Genomic DNA, 23,092 nt, shown 5'->3' on the forward strand with positions numbered 1-23,092 from the left:
AGAGCGCACGTGGAGCCCGGGCCAACATCCCGGGCTCCTTTGCTTTCACACTCTCTGGCCTGGCGGGGCGGCACCATGGCCTTCGGCGTATCCACTTTGTGCCTGGAGCGAAGCTTCACGATTAGTGATAGTAGCGGTAATGACGGCGGTCCCTGGCGTTGCCGATCATGTTTCCTGCCAGTGCACCGAGACCGGCGCCCACGGCGACGCCTCCGAGATTGCGGCCAATCAGACCGCCGGCAACACCGCCGCCGACAGCGCCGATGAGAGTGCCCCTGCGCGCGGCAGGCCCGTTGGCACAGGAAGTGAGGGAGAAAAGGGCAAGCAGCATGGCGAGAAGGAGCGTTTTCATAAAGGTGGTGATTGAGGGTTTCGACTATCTTCAGTTCTATCGTACCAGTTTCGTCCCTCGATGCGCGCCCGGCCGTATGGGCCGCATTTCGCCCCCGTCTCTCAGCGTCCGGGCTTAAGTCTTCCCGCAAGCGGCTTGTTTGCGAACGATGCAGCCGCCCCAAAAGCCAGAGACGATTTCACTGCACTTTCAAATCGTAGATGATGAAAACACCTCTGCTCACGTTTGTTCTTGCTGGCTCCGCATGGCTCCTCTCTTCTTGTGATTATGGCGGCTACCCCGTGGGCGGAGTCGGAATGGGAGCTGGCCCCGGCTATTACAGCACGCTGCCTCGCGGCTACAGCTCCCCCTACTATCACCACAACAACCGCTATTATTATGGCGGACGTTATGAGCCCGGCCGGTTCCACTACAATGGACACTACTATTCCGGCCGCTACTTCCACAACGGACACTACCTCTACGGCGGCAGAAATTATGGTCACTACCATCATCACTGATCATAAATCAGCGCATCGGAGCCTCCTCCTCGAAGGACAAACTTCATTTTGAGCACCGACACAGAGCTTCACGCCCAATGAAAAACGCATTCCTCCAGCGGCAGTCCATGTTCCTTTCCATTCTGGTACTGCTGATCTCCCTGAACGGCTGCTCCATGGAAGGCTATCGCGCCAGCCGCGCCCGGCAGCATGCCTTCATTGATTATCACCCCCTCGCTGATGGCAGCGGCAGGCTGCGGGTCGCCGTCAAAGACAACATCGACATGAAAGGCGAAGTCACCACCGCCGGCTCCGAATATCTGGCACGCCACAGCCCGCCCGCGGCTCGTGATGCACCGTGTCTGGCGCTTGTCCGTGAGCGCAACCTTCCCATTGTGGGAAAAACCAACCTCACGGAGTTTGCAGTGACGGTTTCCGGGGAAAACAGCCACTTCGGTACGCCACGCAATCGCTTCGACGGCAGGCATGAGGTGATTCCAGGGGGCTCGTCCAGCGGCTCCGCGGTGGCGGTGAAAACCGGCATGGCAGATGTGGCCCTGGGCACGGACACCGCGGGCTCCATCCGCGTGCCAGCCGCATGCTGTGGTGTGTATGGGCTCAAAACCACTTTTGGTCTGGTGCCGACAAAGGGTGTCTTTCCCATTTCACCGAAGTACCTGGACACCGTCGGCCCCCTGGCCCGGGACATCAGCCACCTGGTCCAAGGCATGAACCTGCTCCAGCGCGGATTCGCCAGCCGGTATTCAAAAGCCGTCGCCGCCAAGCCTCTGGCACGCCAGATCAAAATCGGACGGCTCTACCTTGACGGTACCGACCCCGCGATTGACAAGGCCATCGACGAAGCGCTCCGGGCCAAGAACTTCAAAGTTGTCATCCTTTCCCAGTCATTCAAAAAACAGTGGGAGCAGGCTCAAAAGGACGGCAAAGTGGTGGCGGCGGCGGATGCATGGCTCAACGACCGGCAGTACAATGACAAGAAGGGTGTCAGTCTGCTCACGAAGGCGGTCTTTGCCCTGGGAGAAGTAGAGTACCACACCAGCTATGCAGCCGCCCTGCGGCGGCGCGCAGGCTGGCAGCACACCCTGCGTGAAGTCTTCAAGCATGTGGATTTCATCGCGGTGCCCACGCTGCAAAATCTGCCTCCCAAGTTTCCCTTCTGGGGTTCGAGCGTCGTGTTTGAACTGCGTGTGTTCGGCATGCAAAACACGGTGGGCGTCAACTACGCGGGAAATCCCGCCCTGGCCGTGCCCATACCGCTCCCAGCTCGGAAAAAAACGGTGCCTGTGACCAGCCTGCAGCTCATCGGGCGCCCGTTCCACGAGGCTGAGCTGCTGAATGCAGGCCGTCTGCTCGAATCCAAATCCTGACCCCGCCATGAAGCTTCACTCCTACATCCATGTCCTCTGTGGCATCGCCCTGCTGGCAGGGGTTCTTCCCTGTCCAGCTCAGACAGCGAGCGAACTTGTGGCGAAAGGAGACGTGTTTGATCGGACCTTCGACGCAAACCGCGCGCTGAATTACTATCTCCAGGCCGTCGAACTGGAGCCAAATCACGTACCACTGCTGCTGCGCATCGCGCGTCAGTATCGCTACCTGCTGGCGCAGGCCAGATCCAATGAAGACAAGCTCAAGTTTGGCAACATCGCCCTGGGCTACGGGCTGCGGGCGGCAAAGCTCGCGCCCGATGACTCTGAGGCGCAGCTTTCACCCGCCATCACCTACGGCAAAATGCTGCCCTATCAAGGGAGCAAGACGCAGGTCGAAGTCTCGCCCCTCATCAAAGCCGCCGCCGACAAGGCGATCAAACTGGACCCCCGCAACGACACCGCCTGGCATGTGCTCGGCCGCTGGCATCAGGTTCTCGCAAATGTGGGCGTTCTCAAGCGCACCCTCGGCGGACTTCTTTATGGAAAGCTCCCCGTCACCACCAATGAAGCGGCGGTGAAATGCTTCTCCCGCGCCATCGCCCTCAATCCGCACCGCCTGCGGCACTACATCGAACTCGGCCAGACCTATGCGCAAATGGGCAATACCACCGAAGCACGGCGCTTCCTTGAGAAAGGGCTGGCCATGCCGTCAGTGGAGCATGACGATCCCGAGCTGAAGGTGAAAGGGCGGGAGACACTGGCAAAGCTGCCCCCCTAGGAGACTCGTCTCAGGCTCATCAAATTCTGGATGGCCGCCACCAGTTCCTCGGTGCCCACAGGTTTGCCCAGATGCATCTGAAATCCAGCCCGCAGGGTGCGGATGCGGTCTTCCTGACGCACCAGCGCCGTGAGCGCAATCGCGGGAATGCTGTTTCCACCCTTGAGTTATCTCATCTCGCGAATGAAGTCGTAGCCGTCACGGTCAGGCATGCCGATGTCGCTGATCACGATTTCTGGTTTAAAGGTCTCCAGACCGGCCAGCGCCTCGTCCACGGACGAAGCCGCATGCACCATGGCATGGTGCTTCAGCAATATCCTCCGGATCACCGTGAGCGAATCCTCATCATCATCCACCACCAGGATGCGAAAGCCATGGAGATCATTTCCTTCCATTTCGTCATCCACCGCCGCGTTCCTGCTGGCTGCCGCGGATTTGTTCTCATCAAAATGTGCCGCCGTCACCGGAAGTGAAATGATGAAGGTCGAGCCCATCCCCTCGCCTTCGCTGCGGGCGCTGAGCATGCCGCCGTGCAGCTCCACCAGGTGCTTGGCAATCGGCAGCCCGAGCCCCAGGCCGCCGTGACGCCGCGTGGTGGAGGCATCCCCCTGGCGGAAACGGTCGAAAATCACCGGCATCAGCTCCGGCTTGATGCCGATCCCGTTGTCGCGCACCGCGAGTTCAAGATGGGAGTTCACCCGTTCCAAGGTCACGTGGATGCGCCCGCCTTTGGGCGTGAACTTGGCGGCGTTGGTGAGCAAATTCCAAATGATCTGCTGCAGGCGGTTGCGGTCGTCCATGACAACGCCGTTCACACTGTCAAAGGCGGTGGTCAGCCGCAGCCTTTTGGCCTGCAGCACGGGCTGAATGGAGCTGATCGCGGCCGTGCAGACGGCGGCCACATCCAGCGCCTGAAGATCATGTGAAAAATCAGACGGGCGCCCGGGCTTCTACGGCTGCTTCCGCACTCGCCACTGCGGATGAACGTTCGGAGGCGGAAGAACGGTTGCCCCGAAACCCACTCTTCTACAATGAATTTCAGCGACCTGCCAGAAAACCCTCGGCCACGATGAAAAAAAAGACCGCGGCACCAGGGAATCGCCTTCCCCTAGGGTCAGTTCAGGCAAACGGCTCAGGGCCTGCGCACACGCGGCACTCCCACTGCTTTCGATCTATGGGCATGAAAGCTACACCCCTTATTCTGCTGGCTTGCGCCGCAGCGATCTCATTCACTGCCGCGGAAGAAAAAACGACTGAAAAAACTACTGGCGAAAAAGCCAAGGAACTGCTGAAAAAGGCCGAGGATAAAACCGTGGCCGCCGGCCATGCCGTGGTCAACGGCACCAAGAAAGCCGGGCGTGCCATCGCCGATGCAGTCACCCCTGACTCCGACGCCCACAAGGTCGATGTGACCATCAATGACAGCGACATCTCCCTGCCGAAGACCCTCGGCGCTGGGAAAACCGCGTTCATGGTGAAGAACACCGGCAAAGAAAAGCACAACTTCCGCATCCAGGGCAAAGGCGTGGATGAGAAGTTTCTTTTGGATATCGCTGCCAACGACACAAAGGTCATGCACGTCCAGTTGAAGCCCGGCACCTATCAGGTCACCTGCCCCGAAAAAGAAAAGCATGGTGACTCGATGAAGCACACTCTGACCGTCCAATAAGACGTCGGCCGGCAAGTCGCGGTTATGTGCTCCCTGTGAGGTCATGGCAGGTGCCATGACCTCACTTTCTTTTTGGACGCTCTTGCAAACGCGCCAGAGGAACTGCTCTCTCCACAGCGGTGGCTACACCTTCAGGAGCACCCGCAGGGCTTCCAGCAGCTCCGGAAAGTCCACGGGCTTGGTCAGGTGTGTCGCAAAGCCGGCCTCACGCGTCTGCGTCATGTCAGACTCCATTCCATAGCCGCTGAGAGCAATGGCGGGAGCGTCGCTGAACTGGCGGATCTCCCGGATCAAATCCAGACCGGAGCCGTCAGGAAGACCGAGGTCGCTGATGATCACGTCAAAGCCGCCCCGGCGGGCCAGTTGCAGAGCTTCGGAATAGCTGCTGCAGGTGATCACCTCATATCCGTGGCGCATCAGCAGGCGGTTGAGACTCCACAGAGTGTCGGCGTGATCATCAATGAGGAGGATGCGGCCCGTGACCAGCAAAGGAACTGCTTTGCCCGGGGAGGATCTGAGATCACCCAAAGCATCCGCCGGCACACCCGCCACCAGCATGAGAGGGAGACGAACGGAAAAAGTGGCCCCCAGGTTGCGGCCGGGACTCTCCGCGTCAACGGTGCCGCTGTGTTTTTGCACGAAGGTTTTGACGATCGCCAGTCCGAGGCCGAGGCCGCCAAACTGCGCCAGCCCCTGCACGCTGCCCTGCTCAAACGCACTGAAGATGGAGCCCAGCATTTCCACTTCGATGCCGCGTCCATTGTCCACGACCGTGATGAGCAGAGTGTCAGGTGCCTCCACAGTGGTGGAGACGGAGATTTCCCCGCCGGGCTCCGTGAATTTGATGGCATTTTTGAGGATGTTCCACAGCACCTGCTGAAGCCGCGCAGGATCTCCTGAAACGACGCTTTTATCTGCGGCCAGAGTCACCCGCAGATGGTGCCCTCGCTGCCTGACGTCCGCGCGGCAGATGTCGATGACATTGCGGATCATGGCATGCATGTCCACCGGCTCGGAGGCAAAATTGAGATTTCCTTTGATGATCCGGTGAAAGTCCAGCAGGTCGTCGATCAGGCGTGTCTCCAACTGGATGTTGCGCAGCACCACGGCGATGTCTTCACGGAATGCCTCCGGGAAGTCCGGGTTCTCATTCAGCCCCGAAATGATGCTGAGGACCGGGTTCAGCGGAGTACGCAGCTCATGGCTGATCATGGCCAGGAATTTGTCCTTGGCCTCGCTGGCCGCCTTCACGCTGTCAAAGAGGCGCGCGTTCTCGATTGCTATGGTGGCCTGTGCTGAGATGCTGAAGACAATGCGCTCGCTTCGTTCGGTGAAAATCCGGGGCTGCTCGCTGCCAAAGATGAGCACGCCCAGCAGCACACCCTCCCCGTCTCTCAGAGGGACGAAGAGGCAGCTCCGCAGGACGAAATTCGGAGCGAGCACCGCGACAAACTGGGAAATGCCGTCCAAAGTCTCCTCCTGGGTAAAATCGCCGATGTTGATCAGTCCCTTGACGCCAAAATCCAGGCTGGAGAACCCGCCCTTCAGCACCTTCTGCAGAGACTGCAGCACCTCCGCGCGCGGGCCGGCATCGGCATAGCGTTCCCATTCATCACTGTTTCCGCTTCTCAGGTAACATGTGCCGATCTGCGCGCTGGTCAGCTCCGTCGTAGCCGTCATGAGCGCATGCATCACGGCGGGCAGGTCGATCTTTGAGGCGAGCAGCAGGCCCACCCGGTGCAGCGTGTCCAGCTCGTCATACAACGCCAGAACACCCGCGTTCGTCTCCTCCAGCTCTTTGTTCATGCGCGCCAGGTCTTCCTGCCGGTGGCTGATCTCCTCCATCACTCCCAGCAGTTCCTGGTTCTGCGCCTGCACTTCCGAGAGCACGCTGCCGGGGCGGACCTCCGCAGGGGCCAGCGAGGCAGCCACCTCCCGCAGCTCCGCCAGAGTTTTTCGCGTGACGTTCGGCGCCAGATTCTTGCGCATGGTCACGGTGCTGCCGGAGGAGTGGGTCTCAATGTCCACCTGATCCATCAGCCGGCGCGCGCCCAGGATGCCCAGCCCAAGCCCCGTGGCCGACTTGTAACCACCGCCTAGCACCGTGCTGAGATTCTGAATCCCCGGGCCCTGGTCCTGGATTTCGATGACAAGGCTCTGCTGGCGCAGATTGTGCCGCAGCCTGCCGCTGGTGTCGGTCTCCACCCGAAACCGGGCCGCGCCGCCGCCGGCGTACTGAAATGCATTCCGAGCGATTTCCGAAACCGAGGTGGCGATGCGCACCTGCGTCTGGGTGTCAAATCCCAGCGTGGCGGCCAGATGCCGCGCCTGCTGACGGCAGGCCACGATATCCGGCTCCGTCCGGATTTCCACGGCCGTCAAAGGGATGATTTCGACGTCGGTGTTCATCACGGTTTGAAACGGAGCGTCGCCACGGTGGCGTCGTCGGTTGTGCGCGCATGATCGCGAAAGAGTATGCCTGCAATGAGGCTGGGGTGGCGGTTTGACACGCCGGCATAGCGGTCCAGCCGCCAGTGGTTTTTGATGCCGTCGCTCGTCATCACCAGCAGTGCATCATCACTCCAGGGGTAGCTGAACTCCTGAATGCGCGAGCGCACGGCCCCCAGTGTACCGTTCATCGACACAAGATGCGTGCTCTCTAATGAGCCTGGCTGCACGATATACCCGGCGATGTTTCCCACCCCGGCATAGCTGAGCCGCCCTTTGGCGGCGTCCACCTCCGCCACCGCCACGGCAGCTCCCCGTGTGGCCTTCAGAGCATCATGGATTTTTTCCAGCAAGGAGCCGAGCCCCATCTGCGGCTCCGCTGCAAAGACGGAGAGCGCGGCCTGCGAGGCCTCCGCAGCCAGGGGCCCGTGGCCAAGGCCATCCGTCAGCATCAGGCGCACCCGCCCGTTTCCCAGGTCCAGCAGGCTGCTGGCATCTCCGCATTGTTCCTCGCCTTTGACTGCCACATTCACCAGGCCAAACAGACGCCCCGCCTTCTCCATGACCGGCTTGCAAGTGACGATGCAGAACAGCGCCGTGCCAATGCCCGGCTGCGAGTGCACTTCAAAAAACTCCGAGGCGCGCCTCACCACACCCAGGCCGATGCCCGCCGTGCCTGCGGTGGAATAGCCATCCTGCATGCACGCGCCGAAGTTCGCATTGCCCGGCCCTTTGTCCAGAGACAGCACCTCCACCGCCTCGGCGCCGCGCCCATCCGCCAGACGCAGCACCAGGCACCCTCCATGCAAGGTGTGAAGAACGAGGTTTCCCGCCAGCTCAGTGATGACGAGCGCGAGCTGGCCCTGGAGCTCCTTGCTGCAGCCGTGGCGTTCGGCCCACGTGACCGCCTGCCGCCGCGCATCTCCTGCCTGCGATCTTTCGACCACAAAAAAAAGTGCGGACTGCCGCCAGGATCCCGGAAAGGTCAGCGCCATTTGGTTGTGGTGATGCAGGTGCCTTGACCGACGACGGATTGAATGTCGAAATCACTCACGAGGCGCTTTGCTCCTCCCAGCCCGAGGCCCATGCCTTTTCCGCTGGTAAAGCCATCTTTGAGGGCCAGTTCGATGTCCGGTATCCCAGGCCCCTGATCCACAAACATCACGCGCAGCCCCGTTCGAGCGCCTTCCTGCAGTTTCTCCAGCCGCACCTCGCCACCGCCGCCGTAGATGAGAAGATTGCGCGCCAGCTCGCTCGCAGCAGTGACCATCTTGGTCTGCTCCACCAGGGAAAATTTCATCTCCACCGCCCATTTGCGCACGTTCTGCCGCACATGAACGATGTCATTCTCGGTTAGCACGGGCTGCACTTCACTTTTCAGGATGGGCATGGGAGGAGAAGTTCAATCACGCGACAGCAGTTCCATTCCTTTGGCGACATTCAGCGCCGTCAGAATTCCTGGCAACGAAAGACCGAGCTCCACCAGCGTGATGGCCACCGCCGGCTGCATGCCCACCACCACGGTTTTGGCATCCAGAACCCGCGACATGGAGGAAATGTTTCCCAGCACCCGGCCTATGAAGGAGTCCACCATTTCCAGGCTGGAGATGTCAATGAGCACGCCCTGCGCGCCGGTGGCGCTGATCTTTTCGGTCAGGTCGTCCTGAAGCTGCAGCGCCAGCCGGTCATGCATGTCAACTTGAATGGTCACAAGCAAAAAATTGCTCATGTGTAAAATGGGAATGCGGTCCTGCATGGGCGTTGAAGGCGGGTGGGAAAGGAAAATGTCGAAACCAGTCTTCAGCTCAGGCTTTTATCGCGGCCTCCTTCACCACGCGGTGCCCGGTTCGCAGTAGCGCTGTCTTCAGCGCCTCCGCCATGGTGGCCTTGGTGGTGACCGCGCTCAGATCAATGGCCAGATGCACCATCGTCTGCGCGATCTGCGGGCGAATCCCGCTGATGATGCAGTCCGCGCCCATCAGGCGGGCCGCGGCCACTGTTTTGAGAAGATGCTGGGCCACCAGCGTGTCCACAGTAGGAACGCCCGTGATGTCGATGATGGCGATTTCAGATCCTGTCTCCACAATCCGCTGCAGCAGAGACTCCATGACCACGCTCGTACGCGCGCTGTCCAGCGTGCCGATGAGAGGCAGCGCCACGATGCCGTCCCACATCTTCACCACCGGAGTGGAGAGTTCGAGCAATTCCTCCTGCTGGCGGCGGATGACCTCTTCACGGGAGGCCTGATACACTTCGGTGGTGTACAAGCCCAGCTTGTCCAGCAGGCCCGAAATGCCGATGGATTCTTCAATCATGACCTCCGCCTCCTTTTTCAGATCATTGCGCACCTGCGCCAGCAGCGGCTCTTTCAATGAGAAGACGAAGAGCGCCGTCTCGGAAGGAGAGAATCCCATGCGCTCCCGCTGGCGTGTCAGTTCGCCCAGCAGTTCCAGCGTCGGGGTCCAAGCCGGGGTCCTGATGCTTTCCGTCCCGCCGCCTTCCGCGCTGCGCTGGACGTGGGTCAGGAAATCATCCGACTGTTTGCGCAGTTCACTGTCTTTGATGAGATCCGCCCGCGCCCCTGCGCTGGCGAGCTGCTGTCGCAGCCATTCTTCCAGAATTTGCGACTTCGAACTTTTTAGGATTACAGGGAGGCGTGTGCAGCTCATGGGAGTGGGAGGGTGTCAAGAAACCAGCAAGAATGCATCGATTGTAAGGGAGTACTTAAGGGACCTGGCTCCGTATTGTAAAGAATGGTTTTGTCCGCGGCCGCTCCACCTGATGGCAAGTCATCTCGTTTTGAGCGGCTGCAATGCGCGGTGTGAGCGCTCTGGCGCCCCCCCTCCAAAAAGTCTCCATGGAAATCGGCATGCCTTTTCTCCAACGCAGCCGTGTGCTACGCGCTTCGCTTCGGCATCGTTGGATAGTCGCATGGAGGTCTTTCACCTTTTTCAGCTTTCCCTTTCTTTAGTGGATTGCCCGATGTCACAGTCAGGCGCTCATGTACGCGACTGCGCCCGCGTCGGGAGATCAGCCAGCGACCCATCAATGTAAGTATGGTGCCATAGCTGGGTGGCAACGACGGCCGCAAGACCCATCTCCACGGAAAGGCGCGGCAGGGAGCCCGCGCGCATCTGACGGAACGATTTCCGCCAGTGGTTCACCGAGGCGATGTCAAAATAACCAGTGCGGCGCAGTGACTCCCCGCTCAGCAGCTCGGCCACAAACCGCGGTTCAGGGTCAATGTGGAAGCTGTCGAGAGGAGCGCGGAAGATGACTTTGCGACGGTTGTAAATTTCAGGAGGCAGCCAGCGCTCCGCAAGAAGACGCAGCAGATGCTTGTCCCGAAGGCCATGCAGCTTCCAGCGCGGATTCAGCTTGGAGGTGAAATCAAAAACATCTTCATCGAGGAATGGATAACGAACCTCCACGGAGGAGTGCATGGCCACGCGATCTCCCTTGGCCTGCAGCAGATGGCCTGCCAGCGTCACCCGCGCGCCCACCCAGAGACCGCGATTGAGCGGGTGCCAGCGACGGGCACGCTCCAGATCCATCCCCAGTTCCTCCCACGGCCGCGCAGGTTGAAGCGCCTCGCGCATGTGATCGGAGTAGAAGCGCAGCTTTGCCAGGCCCAGGATACCATAAGAATCAATCCACGCGTTCGGACCTCCCACGGCATCCTCCGTGCGCTGCCTGAATTCCGCGGGATATTGCGGCACGTTGTTCAAACGCAGGTAGGCACGGCGCGCCACGTTGCTGAGACGCACTCCTGGAATCACATCCAGCATGCCCAGAATTTTTGCCGCCTTGTACCATGGATAGCCAGCCAGCCACTCGTCGGCCCCCTCTCCCGTGAGCACCACCTTTTGACCGCAGAACTGAACACGGCGCGCAAGCATCATCAAGGCAGCACAGGAGGTATCAATCACAGGCGCTTCAGCGGCCTGGATCAGCTCCGGATACGAATCCAGCGCATCATGCGCGCGGAACTCCTGCACGACGGGCGGCTTTGTGCCGATGTGTCTGGCGGAAAGGCTGGCCGCGCTGAGTTCATCCAGCGCGGGGTCGTCCACGCGAATGGTGTACGTGTTGATCGCCGGGCCTTTGAGCTTGCTCGCCATGGCCACGATCATGCTGGAATCAAGTCCACCGGAAAGATAAGCCCCCACGGGGACATCCGCACGCAGGCGTTTCTCCACGGCCTGCAGCAGCAGATGTTCAAACTCATCCACCAGTTTGCGTGCGTCATTCTCGGGGTTTTCATCCCCCTCGTTGGGAAAGTCCATCTCCCAGTAGGCGCACTGTCGGACGGGTGTTTCACCGCCGGGCTCAATCTGCAGGTAATGTCCCGGAGGCAGAAGCTGAACGCCCTCAAAACACGTCACAGGCCCGGGCATGGCCGCAAAGGTGAAGACGTGGTCCAGCCCGCGCAGATCGGCCCTGGCGGGCACCATGCCCGAGGCGAGCAGCCCCTTGATCTCAGACGCAAAAAGAAGCCAGTCTCCCTGCCGGGTCCAGTACAACGGGCTGATGCCAAAGCGATCCCGGCCGAGCGTCAGTTGATGGCGGGACACATCATACAAGGCGATGGCAAACTGGCCGCGCAGACGCTTGAACATGCCCTCCTGATTTTCCTCCCACATGTGGGGAATGATCTCAGTGTCACAATGTGTCACGAGATGGTGTCCGCGCGCCGCGAGCTCCACACGTTTTTCAACGTGATCAAACAACTCCCCATTGAAGACCACATACGCGCTTTGACATTCGTTTGTCATCGGTTGCTGACCATCCGCCAGGCCGACAATGCTCAGTCGTCGCGAGGCCATTTCAATTCCTGGCCGGCGAAAGAAGCCTTCTTCATCCGGACCTCGATGAGTCAGAGCTCTCGACATTTTTTCAATGACTCCATCCGGCACCGTGCGCCGGCCGCTCATATCCATCACTCCTGCGATACCACACATGATGCAACACTGTGGACCAACCGAACGCTCGTCAAGAACCGAATGCCATGCCCCTGCCACCCTGACTATGAAACGCGGGGAATACCTGACGCAGCGTGCCGCCTGCATCAGAGAAACCCGCAGCCGTTTATGAAAATCAGCGCCCCGATGCCCCCATGAGGCGAAAACCTCGTTTTTTTTCACTCCATGAAGGCCAACGCCCTGCGCAGTTCCGAATTAAGCCGCAGTAAGCACAGACGAACAAACATTATGGAAACAAACCGAAGCGAAGGTATTGCAATCATCGGCATGGGCTGCCGTTTTCCCGGCGGAGTCAATGACGCTGAGTCATTTTGGAAACTTCTGATCGAAGGGCGCGATGCCGTTTCCGAAGTTCCCTCAAGCCGCTGGAACGTCGAACGCTTCTACGATGCCGAACCCGGCGTGGTGGGCAAAACCATTGCCAAACGCGGCGGCTTCGTTGACGGGATCGAGCAGTTTGATCCGCAGTTCTTCGGCATTTCACCACGCGAAGCCCCTTATATCGATCCGCAGCAGCGCCTGCTTCTGGAGACGGCGTGGGAAGCCATTGAAGACGCCGGGCTGGTGCTCAACCTGGAGAAAGGCACGGACGTCGGAGTGTTTGTGGGCATCTCGCACAATGACTACCAGGGCATCCAGCACACCTCCACGGACCGCAGCGGCATCAGCGCGCACACACCCACCGGCAGTGCGCACAGCATTGCGGCCAACCGCATTTCCTACTGCCTGAACCTCCATGGGCCGAGCCTGGCCATGGATACTGCATGCTCCTCGGCACTGACCGCCGTGCACGTGGCCTGCGAGCATCTTCTCGGCGGCCGCTGCAAAACCGCGCTCGCTGGCGGTGTCACGGTGATGATCAATCCGGATGGCTTTATCGGCTTCTCGCAGGCAGGCATGCTTTCTCCCGACGGCAAATGCCAGGCCTTTGCCGCAGAGGCCAATGGCTTTGTGCGCGGTGAAGGCGCGGGCATGGTTCTGTTGAAGAGACTGGAAGATGCCTTGGAGGACGGAGATCCCATCCAAGGGGTGATCATTGGCACGGCCATCAATCAAGACGGTCATACCAACGGCATCTCCCTGCCCAGCGGAGAAGCGCAGGCAAGGCTCGTCTGCGATGCCTGCGACAATGCCCAGATCGACCCGTGGGAGATCGGCTATGTCGAAGCCCATGGTACTGGCACGGCAGTGGGGGATCCCATTGAAGCGAATGCGCTGGCAGAGGCGCTCTGCGCCGACCGCACGGAGCAGAACGCCCTGGTCATCGGCTCGGCAAAAACAAACCTCGGCCACTTGGAGACAGCCGCCGGCGTGGCCGGGCTCATGAAGGCCGCGCTGGTCCTTAAACATGGCCAGGTGCCGCCCAGTCTGCACTTTAAGAATCCGAGTCCGCACATTGACTTCGAAGCGCTGAAACTGCGCGTGGCCACAGCCCTGGAGCCGCTGGCTGGGAAGCCGGGCTCACGGATGGCCGGGGTCAACTCCTTTGGCTTCGGCGGCGCCAATGCGCACGTGATTCTCAAAGAGCCTCCTCCACCGCCCCAGCGGGCCCTGCTCACCGCCGCCACGGACCGCACCTGGCCGCTCGTGCTTTCCGCCCGTTCCGAAGCTTCTCTGCAGGCCAATGCCTGGCGGCTCAGCGCCTGGCTGGAGGATCATTCGCATCTCAATGGCAGCTCGCCCCTGCTGCCGGACATGACTTACATGCTCGGCGCGCGCCGTAATCATCACTCCCACCGTCTCACCTTGAACGCGCGCACCATGGCCGAGGCGGTGCAGGAACTTCATGCATTTTCCAGCGGACAGCCGGGCCCGAAGCTGCGCACGGCCTTCACACCGCGCCGGGAGCACCCTGCCCGTGTCGTCTTTGTGCTGAGCGGCCAGGGGCCGCAGTGGTGGGGCATGGGACGCGAACTCATGCAGCATGAGCCGGTTTTCCGGCGCACCATCGAAGCGTGTGAAGCCGCCATCAAGCCCTGGGCCCGTTTCCGTCTCATGGACGAGCTTGCGCGGGGCGAGACAGACTCGCAGATGCAGCGCACCGAAATTTCCCAGGTCGCGATTTTTGCCATGCAGATGGGCCTCGCGGAACTGTGGCAGTCCTGGGGCATACATCCCGCCGCAGTCGTGGGTCACAGCGTGGGAGAGGTGGCGGCGGCATGCGTGGCAGGCATCCTCACTTTGGAGGAAGCCGCGAAGATCATCGTGCACCGCGGTCGTTTCATGGATGAATGCACGGTGCAGGACGGCACCATGCTTGCCGTGGGCATGACCCCGGATGACGCACGCGCGGTGATGGTCCGGCACGGGCGTGCGGTGAGCATCGCCGCCTTCAATGGCCCGCGCTCACTGACCCTCTCAGGGCCGCGCGGCGAACTCAGCGCCATCGCCGCTGACCTGGAAGCTCAGGGAATTTTTGCGCGCTTTCTCCAGGTCAGCCATCCCTTCCACCATGCGCTGATGCAGCCTGCCGCGGACGCACTGAAGGAGGCGCTGGGCGATCTTCAGCCCCAGCCGGAACAAGTGCCGTTCTTCAGCACCGTCACCGGCCAGCGTTTGAATGGCGAAGCCTGCACGGCGGACCACTGGTCGCGCGGCGTGCGGCAGCCGGTGGAATTCGCCTCCGCCGTCGCTGCAGTTGCGGAATATGGTACAGATGTCTGGCTTGAGCTCGGCGCCCATCCCGCCCTGGTACGATCCATTCAGGAGTGCCTGGGCGAGCGCGCGGCCAGGCAGTCCGTGCTAGCCTCCGTGCGGCGCGAGCGAGAACATGAGTCCCTTCTGGATACGGCCATGGAAATGCATCTGGTGGATGTGGGGCTGAATTTTGCCGCCATCACACCATCACGGCGCATCCTTACCCTTCCCACCTACGCCTGGGACAAGAGTGCCTGGTGGCATGAGTCCCCCGAAGTGCGCGAAGGCCGCCTCTCGGCGGGCGGGCGCGGCCTGCTCGGTGCGCGCACCTCGCGCGCCACTCCCACCTGGGTCGCGCGGCTCGACAGCCGCCACATGGCGTTTCTCAAAGATCATCGGGTCGAGAATCTCGTGATCTTCCCCGCCGCGGGATTTGTGGAGATGGTGCTCGAGGCCGGCGTGCAGCAGTTCGAAGGCAGGCCGTTTGTGGTGGAAGACTTTGAAATTCGCAAACCGCTCATCGTGCCAGATCCGCCTTCGGGACTGCAGCTTGAGCTGTCCTACGATCCGGGCGAGCGCACCTTCCTGATCCAAAGCCGTTTTGACAACACATCCTCATGGTCTGTACATGTGGTGGGCTCGATGCGTGGCGAACGCACGGAATCGCCCTTTGCCACGTCAGCGTGGACTGACACGGCGGCATCCCGCCTGCCGGAGGTGAAGGTGGACGCCTTCTATGAGCACATGAGCGACATGGGCCTGCGCTATGGCGAAGAGTTCCGCCCCATTCGTGAATTGTCCGCCGGCGACGGCAAATCGGCCGGCCGGGTGGCCTTGTCCGAAACGATCGCACACCGTGCCGCCGACTATCCGCTGCATCCCGTGCTCTTCGACGGAGCGCTGCAGGTTTTCTCCGCCGGTGCGGCGACTGTGGAAGGACGCACTGCCGGACTCAGGCTGCCGGTGCGCTTCTCTCGAATCGTGTTCCTGCGCTCTCCCGGTGCCTCCAGCTTTGTGCGGGCCGGTGTGAAGCAGGCCAACGATGAACTGGTGGAAGGCGGCATTGACCTTTATGATGAAAGCGGCAGGCCCTGTGTCCGCATTGACGGATTCCGGGCCATCAGCGTAGAAGGAGCACGCCGCACGAGCAAGACAGGCAAGGGACGCGATCTCGTTTATAACGTGGGATGGGAGCGCTCTCCGGCGGCGGTCAGGCCCGCGTCGCCGGCGCCCCTGCCACTCAGCCGGCTGCATGACGCGGCTCAGCAGGCGCTGGAAGCAGCCATGGACATGCGGGGCCGTGCCCATCTTCAAAACGCCAGCGCAGCCGTGGATGAACTCACCGCGGCACATGTGGCAGGAGCTTTGAGTGAAATGGGAGCGGAAGATGTGTTCAACGCAGAATCCCTCGGTGTGGCAGATGCCATGCGGCCGGCTTTCACCCAGTTGATGAATGATTTCGTCAAACGCGGACTGCTGGTGCAGACCGCGGAGGGTTATCAGCAAACTCCCGCGTTCATCACCACCGCGAATTCCACGGCAGAGGTGTTTCGTGCCACCGTCGCCGCGCATCCCGGTCATCTGCCGGATGCACTGCTCAGCGAAGCCGCCAGCGCCGAACTCGGCCCCATCCTGCGCGGAGAGAAGGATGCCGTGCAGGTGCTCTTCACCGGCGCCGGCGCGGATCTGCTGGATCAGTTTTACGGAGATGGTCTCTTCTCCAGCACCTGGCTGGCGGCCATCGCCAGTGCGGTGGAAGAAGCGGCGCGCCATCTGCCCGAAGGGCGCGGACTGCGCATTCTGGAGATCGGCGCCGGCACGGGCGGCCTTGCTTCACAACTGCTGCCGTTGATCGAAAGAGGGCTGCACAGCTATGTCTTCAGCGACGTGTCCGCAGGGTTCTTCCCAGGGGCGAAGCAGAAGCTGGCGGCCTATCCTGAAGTCGAATACAAGATTTTCGATCTCGAAAAACCAGGAACTGAACAGGACCTCGAAGCAGGCTCGTTTGACCTCATTCTCGGCTCCAACGTGGTGCATGCCGTGAGCGATGTGCGTGCCGCGCTGCGCAACCTCCATGAGCTTCTGACGCCCGGCGGCACCTTGTTGTTTGTGGATGTGGCCACGCCTCATCTCTGGCTGAATGCGGTCTTTGGTCTGACCAGCGGCTGGTGGCGTTTTACGGACCGTGATCTGCGTCCGCATCATCCGCTGCTGCTGCGCCCGCAGTGGGAGAACGTGCTGAAGCAGGCGGGATTCAGCGAAACCGCCTCGCTGCCGGGGCTGCTGCGGCAGGACGGTGGAGAAAGCCTCATCGGACTGCTCGCCCGCAAGGAATGGACACCACCGAAAATGCACACGCCGGATGAACTGGAATCACCCGCGGAGAAATCGTGGCTGGTGCTCGCCGATCACGGTGGTGTGGGCGACCGTCTGGCCACGGAACTGCAGCTCCACGGCGTGCGCTGCCGCATCGCCTATCGCGGCAGTTCGTTTGACACGGACATGACCGATGTCTTCATGCTGCGCGCCGAGGCTCCCGAAGACTGGACACGGTTGCTCGAAGCCTGCGCCGACGAAGCGCCCGAGCGCTTTGTCTGCCTGTGGAGCCTGGATGACACCATGGATGATTCGGGCGCTGATGCCGCCCACCTGGGCACGGATGCGCTTTTCCATCTGACCAAGGCTCTCGAAAATCTCAGCCCCACCGTGAAGCGCCGCATCGATCTTGTGACGCGTGGTGCCCAGGCCGTGGGGTCTCAGACCAAGGCCTTGGCCATGGCTCAGTCGGCCGCCATCGGCCTGCTGCGAGTGGTAGCCAACGAACATCCGCAGATCACCTGCCGCAGCATCGACCTGCCACCGGCTGCATCGGTCGCGGACAACGGCATGCTGTGGAGCGAACTGCTGCAGAAGGACCCGGAGCGCGAAGTAGCCTTCCGGGGCGAGGGCCGTTATGTCCGTCGCATCAGCCGCGGCCTGCCTGTGCAGGAGCAGCCGATTGATCCCGCTATCCCCCTGCGGCTGGAGTCCCGCGAACGCGGACTGCTGGACTCGCTGCGCCTCAATTCCTTTGCCCCGCCTCCCTGTGGTGATGGCGAAGTGATGATCGAGGTGCAGGCGGCGGGCATGAACTTCCGCGACGTGCTCAAAGCCCTGGCCTTGTACCCTGCCGAAACGGCGGACGCACGCATCTTTGGTGACGAGGTGGCCGGGTTCGTCACAGCCGTGGGGAAAAATGTTTCTCATGTGAAACCCGGAGACCGCGTGTTTGGACTCGCCGTCTTCGGTCTCGCCACCCACACCATCGCACGCGGGGGGGATGTGCGCCTCATGCCCGAGGGGCTCTCCTTTGAAGAAGCCGCGACTCTGCCGGTCGTCTTCATGACCTCATGGCATTCGCTGAAGACCGTGGCCCACCTCCAGGCGGGTGAATGCGTCCTCGTTCATGCGGGCGCAGGCGGCGTGGGCATGGCGGCGATCCAGATCGCGCATTATCTGGGCGCAGAAGTGATCGCCTCGGCGGGCAGCCCGGCCAAGCGCGCGCTGCTGAAAGCCATGGGCGTGCGGCATGTCATCGATTCACGTCGGGCGGATTTCGCCGAAGCCGTCATGGAAATCACCCACGGCAAAGGCGTGGACGTCGTGCTGAACTCCCTTGCGGCGGAAGCCATCCCCATGGGCCTCTCCTGCCTGGCTCAGTTCGGGCGGTTCATCGAGATCGGCAAACGGGACATCTATCAAAACTCCCGCATCCCCCTGTGGTCACTGCGAAAGAATGCGTCGTTCCATGTCGTGGCGATGGATGCGATCTTCAGCGGCGATGAAGAGCAGACCCGCCAGATCCTGCGCACGATCGCGGAGCTGGTGGAGCAGGGCTCCCTGCATCCGCTGCCATTCCGCTCCTTCCCCGCGTGCCGCATCGATGCCGCATTCCGGCTCATGGCCCAGGGCAGGCATACCGGCAAGGTCCTGGTGTCCTTCCCCGAGCCTTTTGTTCCACGCCGTGGAGAGCCGCTCACCCCGGGCTTCGCCGTCAAGACGGACGGTGCCTACCTGATCACCGGAGCCTTCGGCGGCTTTGGTAAAGTGGTGGCCACCTGGCTGGCGGACTGTGGCGCCCGCCACTTGGTGCTCGCCAGCCGCAAAGGCGCCGCCACGCCTGACGCTGAAGCCTTCGTGGAAAATCTGCGGAAGCGTGGCGTGGAGGTGCAGGTGGTGCGCGCGGACGTGGGATCACCGGCGGACGTGAAGCAGATGTTCAAAGAGATCGCCGCAGCGGGACAACCGCTGAGAGGAGTGTTTCATCTGGCCATGGTGATCGATGACGCACCCATGGCAGCGCTCAACCGTGAACGGATGCGCAGCGTGCTGGAGCCAAAGGCCTACGGCGCATGGCTGCTGCATGAAGGAACCCGCGACATGAAGCTGGACTGCTTTGTGATGTTCTCCTCCGTCTCCAGCATTTTTGGGAACCCGGCGCAGGCCAACTATGCCGCAGCCAATGCGTTTCAGGATGCGCTGGCGTATCACCGCCAGGCGGCGGGTCTGCCAGCTTTGGTGATCAACTGGGGCGCGCTGGGCGGCGAAGGCTACGTGGCACGCAATGAGCGGGTGGCGGAATTCCTGGCACGCCAGGGGACCACGGCACTCTCCCCGAATGAAGTCGTCGGGCTGATGGAGATGTTCCTCAACGCAGGCGCCACCCAGGCGATGGCCCTGCGGGTGGACTGGGCCAAATGGCGGCAGTCATTCCGCAGCAGCCAGGAAAGCCCGCTGCTGGAGCGCGTCTTCGCCGCAGGCGTCGAAGGAGGGGAAAGCACCGGCTCCAAGAGCGACTGGCGGCGCAAGATCGAATCTGCCGCGCCTGAGGAGCGTGCCGAGATTGTGGGCCACGCGGTGCGTGATGTGGTGGGCTCCGTGCTCCGTGTCAAACCCGAGGGCCTGCGTGATGACCAGCCGCTCACAGACCTGGGCCTTGACTCCCTGATGGCAGTCGAGATCGAAAACTCGATCGAAAGCGCCATTGGCGTGGCCCTGCCCCCCGCGAGCCTGATGCGGGCACGGACGATCGGCCAGATTGTGACCTTGATCGCCGAGCATGTGGGCGGTACTGCGGCAGCACCGGCCACACCGCCTCCTGTGCCGGCAGCGGAGGCCGTGGATGCCGAGACCGTGGACCTGGAAGCACTCTCTGACGAGGAGATCGACCGGCTGCTGGAAGATGAAGCCGCGGAAGATGACACGGCGCCGCAGTGGAACCCCGAGCCTGAAACATCCGCATGTCCCAAGATACTCGAACGCGTCTGAAGCAGTGGCTGGAAAGCGGGGAGGCCCGTCTGCAGCCTCTGACACTGCCCCAGCGGGAACTGTGGGAGGCATCCCCCGTGCCCGCGGGAGATGTGGCGAACCATATCTGCGCTCTGATCAATGTGCGCGGCCCTATCACCCAGAAGGGATGCGAGGCGGCCGTGCAGAAAGTGGCGGACCGGCAGGAGGTCTTCCGACTTTCATTCCTTCCCGGCAAAGGCCAGCCCATGCAGATGATCCGGAAGAGCAGCAAGCAGACACTCTGCTTTCGAGAGCTCAATCCGGAGCAGCAGCACCCCGAGGCCGTGGAGGAGCTGGCGCGGGAAATCTTCCGCAAGCCCTTCGACATGGTCGGCGGGCCGCTCTACCGCTCCGAAGTGCTTCGGCGCTCCTCAGATGACCATGTGCTGGTGCTGGCGATCCACCACGCCATTGCCGACGGCTGGACCGTGGGCGTGTTCGTCCAGGATTTGTTTGCGGCGTACATGCAGGATCTCCGCGGCATCCCCGGAGGACTGCCGCCGGTGACCCTTTCATACACGGAATGGGGAGCTGCCGAGCGCGCCTTCTGGCAGCCAGCAGTGCTCGGGGAGCGCAGCGCCTTCTGGAAAGACCGGCTGGATAAGGTCACACCATTGTGGGCTCCGCCTACCGGCCCCGCCGCCCTTTCTGGCGAACGACACCGCTGGGTGTCTTCAGCCCCCGAAAAAATCGGCCGTGCGGTGCGCGAGCTGGCCAAACGGAATGGTGCCACGCTGTTCAGCACGCTGCTGGCGGCTTTCCAGGTGACGCTCTCCAAATGGACCGGCAAGGATGACATTCTGGTGGGCACGCCAGTGGCGAACCGCGGCAAACAGGCGGTGCGCGAGACCATGGGCTACTGCGCAGGCATCGTTCCGCTGCGCGGAAAAATCGACCGGGACCGGACTTTCTCCCAGCGCCTTCGTGCGGTGCACGAGTCCACGATTGAGTCATTTGCGAATGCCATGCCCTTCGCGGAGCTGGTGAAGGCATTGGATGTGGAACGCGCTGCCGGATGCAATCCTCTTTTCCAGGTGCGCTTCGCCCTGCAAAACCACCCTGTGCCTGATATTTCCGTGAACGGCATGTCGCTGCAGTTGCGGATGCGGTCCACCGGCACCTGCCGTTTTGACCTAGCCTGCGAAGTGACTGAGGAAGGCGAAGCGCTGGAAGTGGTGTGGCTGTTCCGGCCGGATCTGTTCTCCGAAGACGACATCCAAAACCTGCACCGCATGTATCTCGGGGTGCTGACGAGTGTTTGCAGCTCACCCGAGATCCTGACCTCCGCGCTGATGACAACCACTCTGGGATGAGCACCATGCAAACGACGGACGAAAGCCACATCGAGCCACACGAGCCTCACTGGCTCAGCCGCTCGGCGTTTCAGATCGTCATCATTTTCTTCTTCATCACCGAAATCGCGCTGGCCATGGTCCTGCGCAGCGGAGCCTCGCTCTGGTTCGCCGTTCCTCTCGTACTTCTCACCGCGCACTTCATGCACGGCGCGGCGGTGGGCTTTCACGAGGCCACCCATGGGCTTCTCCGGCAGAACCGCCGCCTGAATGAATTTGATGGCGTCCTCCTGGGAGTGTTCAGCTTCATGAGCTTCAGCCTCTACCGCGCCGCGCATCAGCTCCACCACATGCACCTAGCCACAGAGCGTGATGAAGAGCTCTGGCCCTTTGTGCATCCTGGGATGCCGCGCTGGGTTCGCGTGCTCGCGGCCGTGTCAGAGCTCACGCTCGGCCTCGTGTTTCTGCCGTGCCTGTTCCTGCGGATCTTTCTCCGCACTGGATCTCCGATCCGAAGCAAAAAAGTGCGGCGGCGCATCTGGTACGAGCTGATGCTGATGGTGATCGTCTGGTCGGCGGTTCTCGGCGCCGTGGCCCACTGGCATGCCTGGCACTATTTTGTGTGGATGTATCTGGCGCCCGCCTGGCTGGCCGCCAATCTGCAAAGCTGGCGCAAATACATCGAGCACGTAGGCCTGCTGGGAAACACGGCCAACAGTTCCACGCGGAGCATCGTGGCCCGCGGATGGCTGGGCAGATTCGTGGCCTTCACACTTCTCCATGAGCCCTACCACGGACTTCATCACATGCACGCAGGGCTGCCCCATGCGGAACTGCCAAAGCTGGCCGTGGAGCTGCAGCCCAAGGCCCTCGAAGAACGCCCCCCCTTTCCCAGCTACACGCACGCTTTGGTGGATCTGTTCCGCAGCCTGGCAAATCCACGCGTCGGAGCGCAATGGCGCCCGTCAAATTCAGCCCCCGCTTAAATGATTTCCCTTCCAGTTCCAGCATCGACGTCGTCGCTGCCCGAGTTCAAACCAGCGGCAGGAAAGGACTGCGTGTTTGAGGCGTCGGGCCTGGCCAAGGATTACGATGACGGTCGTGTGCAGGCGCTGCGCGGCGTGGACTTTCGCGTGAGCCAGGGGGAATTTGTGGCCATCATCGGCCCCAGCGGCTGTGGCAAGACAACGCTGCTGCAGATGCTTGGCGCGCTGGATCACCCCAGTGCAGGCGCCCTGCTCTATCGCGCCAATTCCATTCCTGACCTGTCCGATCCCGCCGGTTATCGCGCCCGGGAGATTGGCTTTATTTTTCAGGCCTTCCACCTGCTGCCAACTTTTACGGCCATGGAAAATGTGCAGATGCCCATGTTTGAGACTCACCTGACTGCTGCGGAGCGCCGTGACCGCGCGGCCAGCCTGCTCAAATCTGTGGGGCTGGAACACCGCCTCAATCACTTCCCGGCAAAAATGTCCGGCGGCGAGCGGCAGCGGGTGGCGATCGCCCGCAGTCTGGCAAATGGCCCCGGAGTTCTGCTGGCGGACGAACCGACGGGCAACCTCGACAGCGAGAACACCGAGCTCATTCTCGAGCTCATCATCCGTCTGCAGAAAGAACAGCACATGACCCTGGTGCTGGTGACGCACGATGCGGGGATCGCCCGCCGGGCCTCACGCACGATCCAGATGAAGGACGGGCGTATCATCGCGGACGGCACCGCCCCACCCATTGCTTCCTGA

The 23,092-nt window shown here is 61.6% G+C and carries 16 protein-coding genes; 8 read left to right on the forward strand and 8 right to left on the reverse strand.

The genetic code is table 11. The features are described from left to right. Nucleotides 1–121: 121 nt before the first annotated feature. On the reverse strand, nucleotides 122–352 hold the full coding sequence (locus tag ACILSQ_RS27760; protein WP_395746954.1) for a glycine zipper 2TM domain-containing protein: 231 nt from the start codon (nucleotides 350–352) through the stop codon (nucleotides 122–124). A 203-nt stretch (nucleotides 353–555) separates the two neighbouring features. Between ACILSQ_RS27760 and ACILSQ_RS27765 the strand changes: the two genes are divergently transcribed. The 3 genes from ACILSQ_RS27765 (at nucleotide 556) to ACILSQ_RS27775 (ending at nucleotide 2,997) form a co-directional block, all read left to right on the forward strand. Next, nucleotides 556–852, forward strand: a complete 297-nt coding sequence (locus ACILSQ_RS27765; RefSeq protein WP_395746955.1) for a hypothetical protein — start codon at nucleotides 556–558, stop codon at nucleotides 850–852. A gap of 77 nt (nucleotides 853–929) precedes the next feature. Further along, nucleotides 930–2,219 (forward strand): amidase, encoded by a 1,290-nt coding sequence (locus ACILSQ_RS27770; protein WP_395746956.1) that lies wholly within the window; start codon nucleotides 930–932, stop codon nucleotides 2,217–2,219. 7 nt (nucleotides 2,220–2,226) lie between these two features. Continuing rightward, nucleotides 2,227–2,997: a hypothetical protein gene (locus ACILSQ_RS27775; RefSeq protein WP_395746957.1), complete on the forward strand. Its 771-nt coding sequence runs from the start codon at nucleotides 2,227–2,229 to the stop codon at nucleotides 2,995–2,997. Nucleotides 2,998–3,164: 167 nt separating this feature from the next. Here ACILSQ_RS27775 and ACILSQ_RS27780 read toward each other — a convergent pair whose 3' ends face one another. Beyond that, nucleotides 3,165–3,899 (reverse strand): ATP-binding protein, encoded by a 735-nt coding sequence (locus ACILSQ_RS27780; RefSeq protein WP_395746958.1) that lies wholly within the window; start codon nucleotides 3,897–3,899, stop codon nucleotides 3,165–3,167. Nucleotides 3,900–4,066: 167 nt separating this feature from the next. On the opposite strand from ACILSQ_RS27780, the gene ACILSQ_RS27785 reads away from it, so the two are divergent. Continuing rightward, the gene (locus ACILSQ_RS27785) at nucleotides 4,067–4,666 is read left to right on the forward strand and encodes a cupredoxin domain-containing protein (RefSeq protein ID WP_395746959.1); all 600 of its coding nucleotides are present in this window, start codon (nucleotides 4,067–4,069) and stop codon (nucleotides 4,664–4,666) included. Nucleotides 4,667–4,789: 123 nt separating this feature from the next. Here ACILSQ_RS27785 and ACILSQ_RS27790 read toward each other — a convergent pair whose 3' ends face one another. The 6 genes from ACILSQ_RS27790 to asnB all read right to left on the reverse strand — a co-directional run bounded on the left by ACILSQ_RS27790 (nucleotide 4,790) and on the right by asnB (nucleotide 12,075). Beyond that, on the reverse strand, nucleotides 4,790–7,075 hold the full coding sequence (locus ACILSQ_RS27790) for an ATP-binding protein (protein WP_395746960.1): 2,286 nt from the start codon (nucleotides 7,073–7,075) through the stop codon (nucleotides 4,790–4,792). After that, on the reverse strand, nucleotides 7,075–8,109 hold the full coding sequence (locus ACILSQ_RS27795) for a SpoIIE family protein phosphatase (RefSeq protein WP_395746961.1): 1,035 nt from the start codon (nucleotides 8,107–8,109) through the stop codon (nucleotides 7,075–7,077). Before ACILSQ_RS27795 ends, ACILSQ_RS27790 begins: the two co-directional genes overlap by 1 nt. Beyond that, the gene (locus ACILSQ_RS27800) at nucleotides 8,100–8,504 is read right to left on the reverse strand and encodes an anti-sigma regulatory factor (RefSeq protein WP_395746962.1); all 405 of its coding nucleotides are present in this window, start codon (nucleotides 8,502–8,504) and stop codon (nucleotides 8,100–8,102) included. The genes ACILSQ_RS27795 and ACILSQ_RS27800 overlap by 10 nt, the downstream gene beginning before the upstream one ends. A gap of 12 nt (nucleotides 8,505–8,516) precedes the next feature. Continuing rightward, nucleotides 8,517–8,870 (reverse strand): STAS domain-containing protein, encoded by a 354-nt coding sequence (locus ACILSQ_RS27805; RefSeq protein WP_395746963.1) that lies wholly within the window; start codon nucleotides 8,868–8,870, stop codon nucleotides 8,517–8,519. 49 nt (nucleotides 8,871–8,919) lie between these two features. Beyond that, nucleotides 8,920–9,783, reverse strand: coding sequence for an STAS domain-containing protein (locus ACILSQ_RS27810; RefSeq protein ID WP_395746964.1), 864 nt, complete (start codon nucleotides 9,781–9,783; stop codon nucleotides 8,920–8,922). A gap of 330 nt (nucleotides 9,784–10,113) precedes the next feature. Continuing rightward, nucleotides 10,114–12,075 (reverse strand): asparagine synthase (glutamine-hydrolyzing), encoded by a 1,962-nt coding sequence (asnB, locus tag ACILSQ_RS27815; RefSeq protein WP_395746965.1) that lies wholly within the window; start codon nucleotides 12,073–12,075, stop codon nucleotides 10,114–10,116. A gap of 249 nt (nucleotides 12,076–12,324) precedes the next feature. Here asnB and ACILSQ_RS27820 point away from each other — a divergent pair, with 249 nt between their 5' ends. The 4 genes from ACILSQ_RS27820 to ACILSQ_RS27835 are packed head-to-tail and all read left to right on the forward strand — an operon-like array spanning nucleotide 12,325 to nucleotide 23,092. Then, nucleotides 12,325–20,040: an SDR family oxidoreductase gene (locus ACILSQ_RS27820; protein ID WP_395746966.1), complete on the forward strand. Its 7,716-nt coding sequence runs from the start codon at nucleotides 12,325–12,327 to the stop codon at nucleotides 20,038–20,040. Further along, entirely contained in the window at nucleotides 20,013–21,374 is a 1,362-nt protein-coding gene (locus ACILSQ_RS27825; RefSeq protein ID WP_395746967.1) for a condensation domain-containing protein, read from the forward strand. The genes ACILSQ_RS27820 and ACILSQ_RS27825 overlap by 28 nt, the downstream gene beginning before the upstream one ends. Further along, a complete protein-coding gene (locus ACILSQ_RS27830) occupies nucleotides 21,371–22,339 on the forward strand; it encodes a fatty acid desaturase family protein (protein ID WP_395746968.1) in 969 nt (322 codons plus the stop codon). The genes ACILSQ_RS27825 and ACILSQ_RS27830 overlap by 4 nt, the downstream gene beginning before the upstream one ends. After that, nucleotides 22,340–23,092 carry an ABC transporter ATP-binding protein gene (locus tag ACILSQ_RS27835; protein ID WP_395746969.1) on the forward strand — a complete coding sequence of 251 codons (753 nt, stop codon included), beginning with the start codon at nucleotides 22,340–22,342 and terminating at the stop codon, nucleotides 23,090–23,092.

This window comes from Prosthecobacter sp., assembly GCF_044227185.1.
In the GTDB taxonomy this organism is placed as follows: domain Bacteria; phylum Verrucomicrobiota; class Verrucomicrobiia; order Verrucomicrobiales; family Verrucomicrobiaceae; genus Prosthecobacter.

Excerpts from the sequence above, each read along its gene's own strand:
- ACILSQ_RS27800 (WP_395746962.1), bottom strand. The coding sequence starts at position 8,504 with ATGCCCATCCTGAAAAGTGAAGTGCAGCCCGTGCTAACCGAGAATGAC.
- ACILSQ_RS27830 (WP_395746968.1), top strand. The coding sequence starts at position 21,371 with ATGAGCACCATGCAAACGACGGACGAAAGCCACATCGAGCCACACGAG.
- ACILSQ_RS27820 (WP_395746966.1), top strand. The coding sequence starts at position 12,325 with ATGGAAACAAACCGAAGCGAAGGTATTGCAATCATCGGCATGGGCTGC.
- ACILSQ_RS27775 (WP_395746957.1), top strand. The coding sequence starts at position 2,227 with ATGAAGCTTCACTCCTACATCCATGTCCTCTGTGGCATCGCCCTGCTG.
- ACILSQ_RS27810 (WP_395746964.1), bottom strand. The coding sequence starts at position 9,783 with ATGAGCTGCACACGCCTCCCTGTAATCCTAAAAAGTTCGAAGTCGCAA.
- ACILSQ_RS27760 (WP_395746954.1), bottom strand. The coding sequence starts at position 352 with ATGAAAACGCTCCTTCTCGCCATGCTGCTTGCCCTTTTCTCCCTCACT.
- ACILSQ_RS27795 (WP_395746961.1), bottom strand. The coding sequence starts at position 8,109 with ATGGCGCTGACCTTTCCGGGATCCTGGCGGCAGTCCGCACTTTTTTTT.
- asnB (WP_395746965.1), bottom strand. The coding sequence starts at position 12,075 with ATGTGTGGTATCGCAGGAGTGATGGATATGAGCGGCCGGCGCACGGTG.
- ACILSQ_RS27785 (WP_395746959.1), top strand. The coding sequence starts at position 4,067 with ATGAAAAAAAAGACCGCGGCACCAGGGAATCGCCTTCCCCTAGGGTCA.
- ACILSQ_RS27765 (WP_395746955.1), top strand. The coding sequence starts at position 556 with ATGAAAACACCTCTGCTCACGTTTGTTCTTGCTGGCTCCGCATGGCTC.
- ACILSQ_RS27835 (WP_395746969.1), top strand. The coding sequence starts at position 22,340 with ATGATTTCCCTTCCAGTTCCAGCATCGACGTCGTCGCTGCCCGAGTTC.
- ACILSQ_RS27790 (WP_395746960.1), bottom strand. The coding sequence starts at position 7,075 with ATGAACACCGACGTCGAAATCATCCCTTTGACGGCCGTGGAAATCCGG.
- ACILSQ_RS27805 (WP_395746963.1), bottom strand. The coding sequence starts at position 8,870 with ATGCAGGACCGCATTCCCATTTTACACATGAGCAATTTTTTGCTTGTG.
- ACILSQ_RS27825 (WP_395746967.1), top strand. The coding sequence starts at position 20,013 with ATGTCCCAAGATACTCGAACGCGTCTGAAGCAGTGGCTGGAAAGCGGG.
- ACILSQ_RS27770 (WP_395746956.1), top strand. The coding sequence starts at position 930 with ATGAAAAACGCATTCCTCCAGCGGCAGTCCATGTTCCTTTCCATTCTG.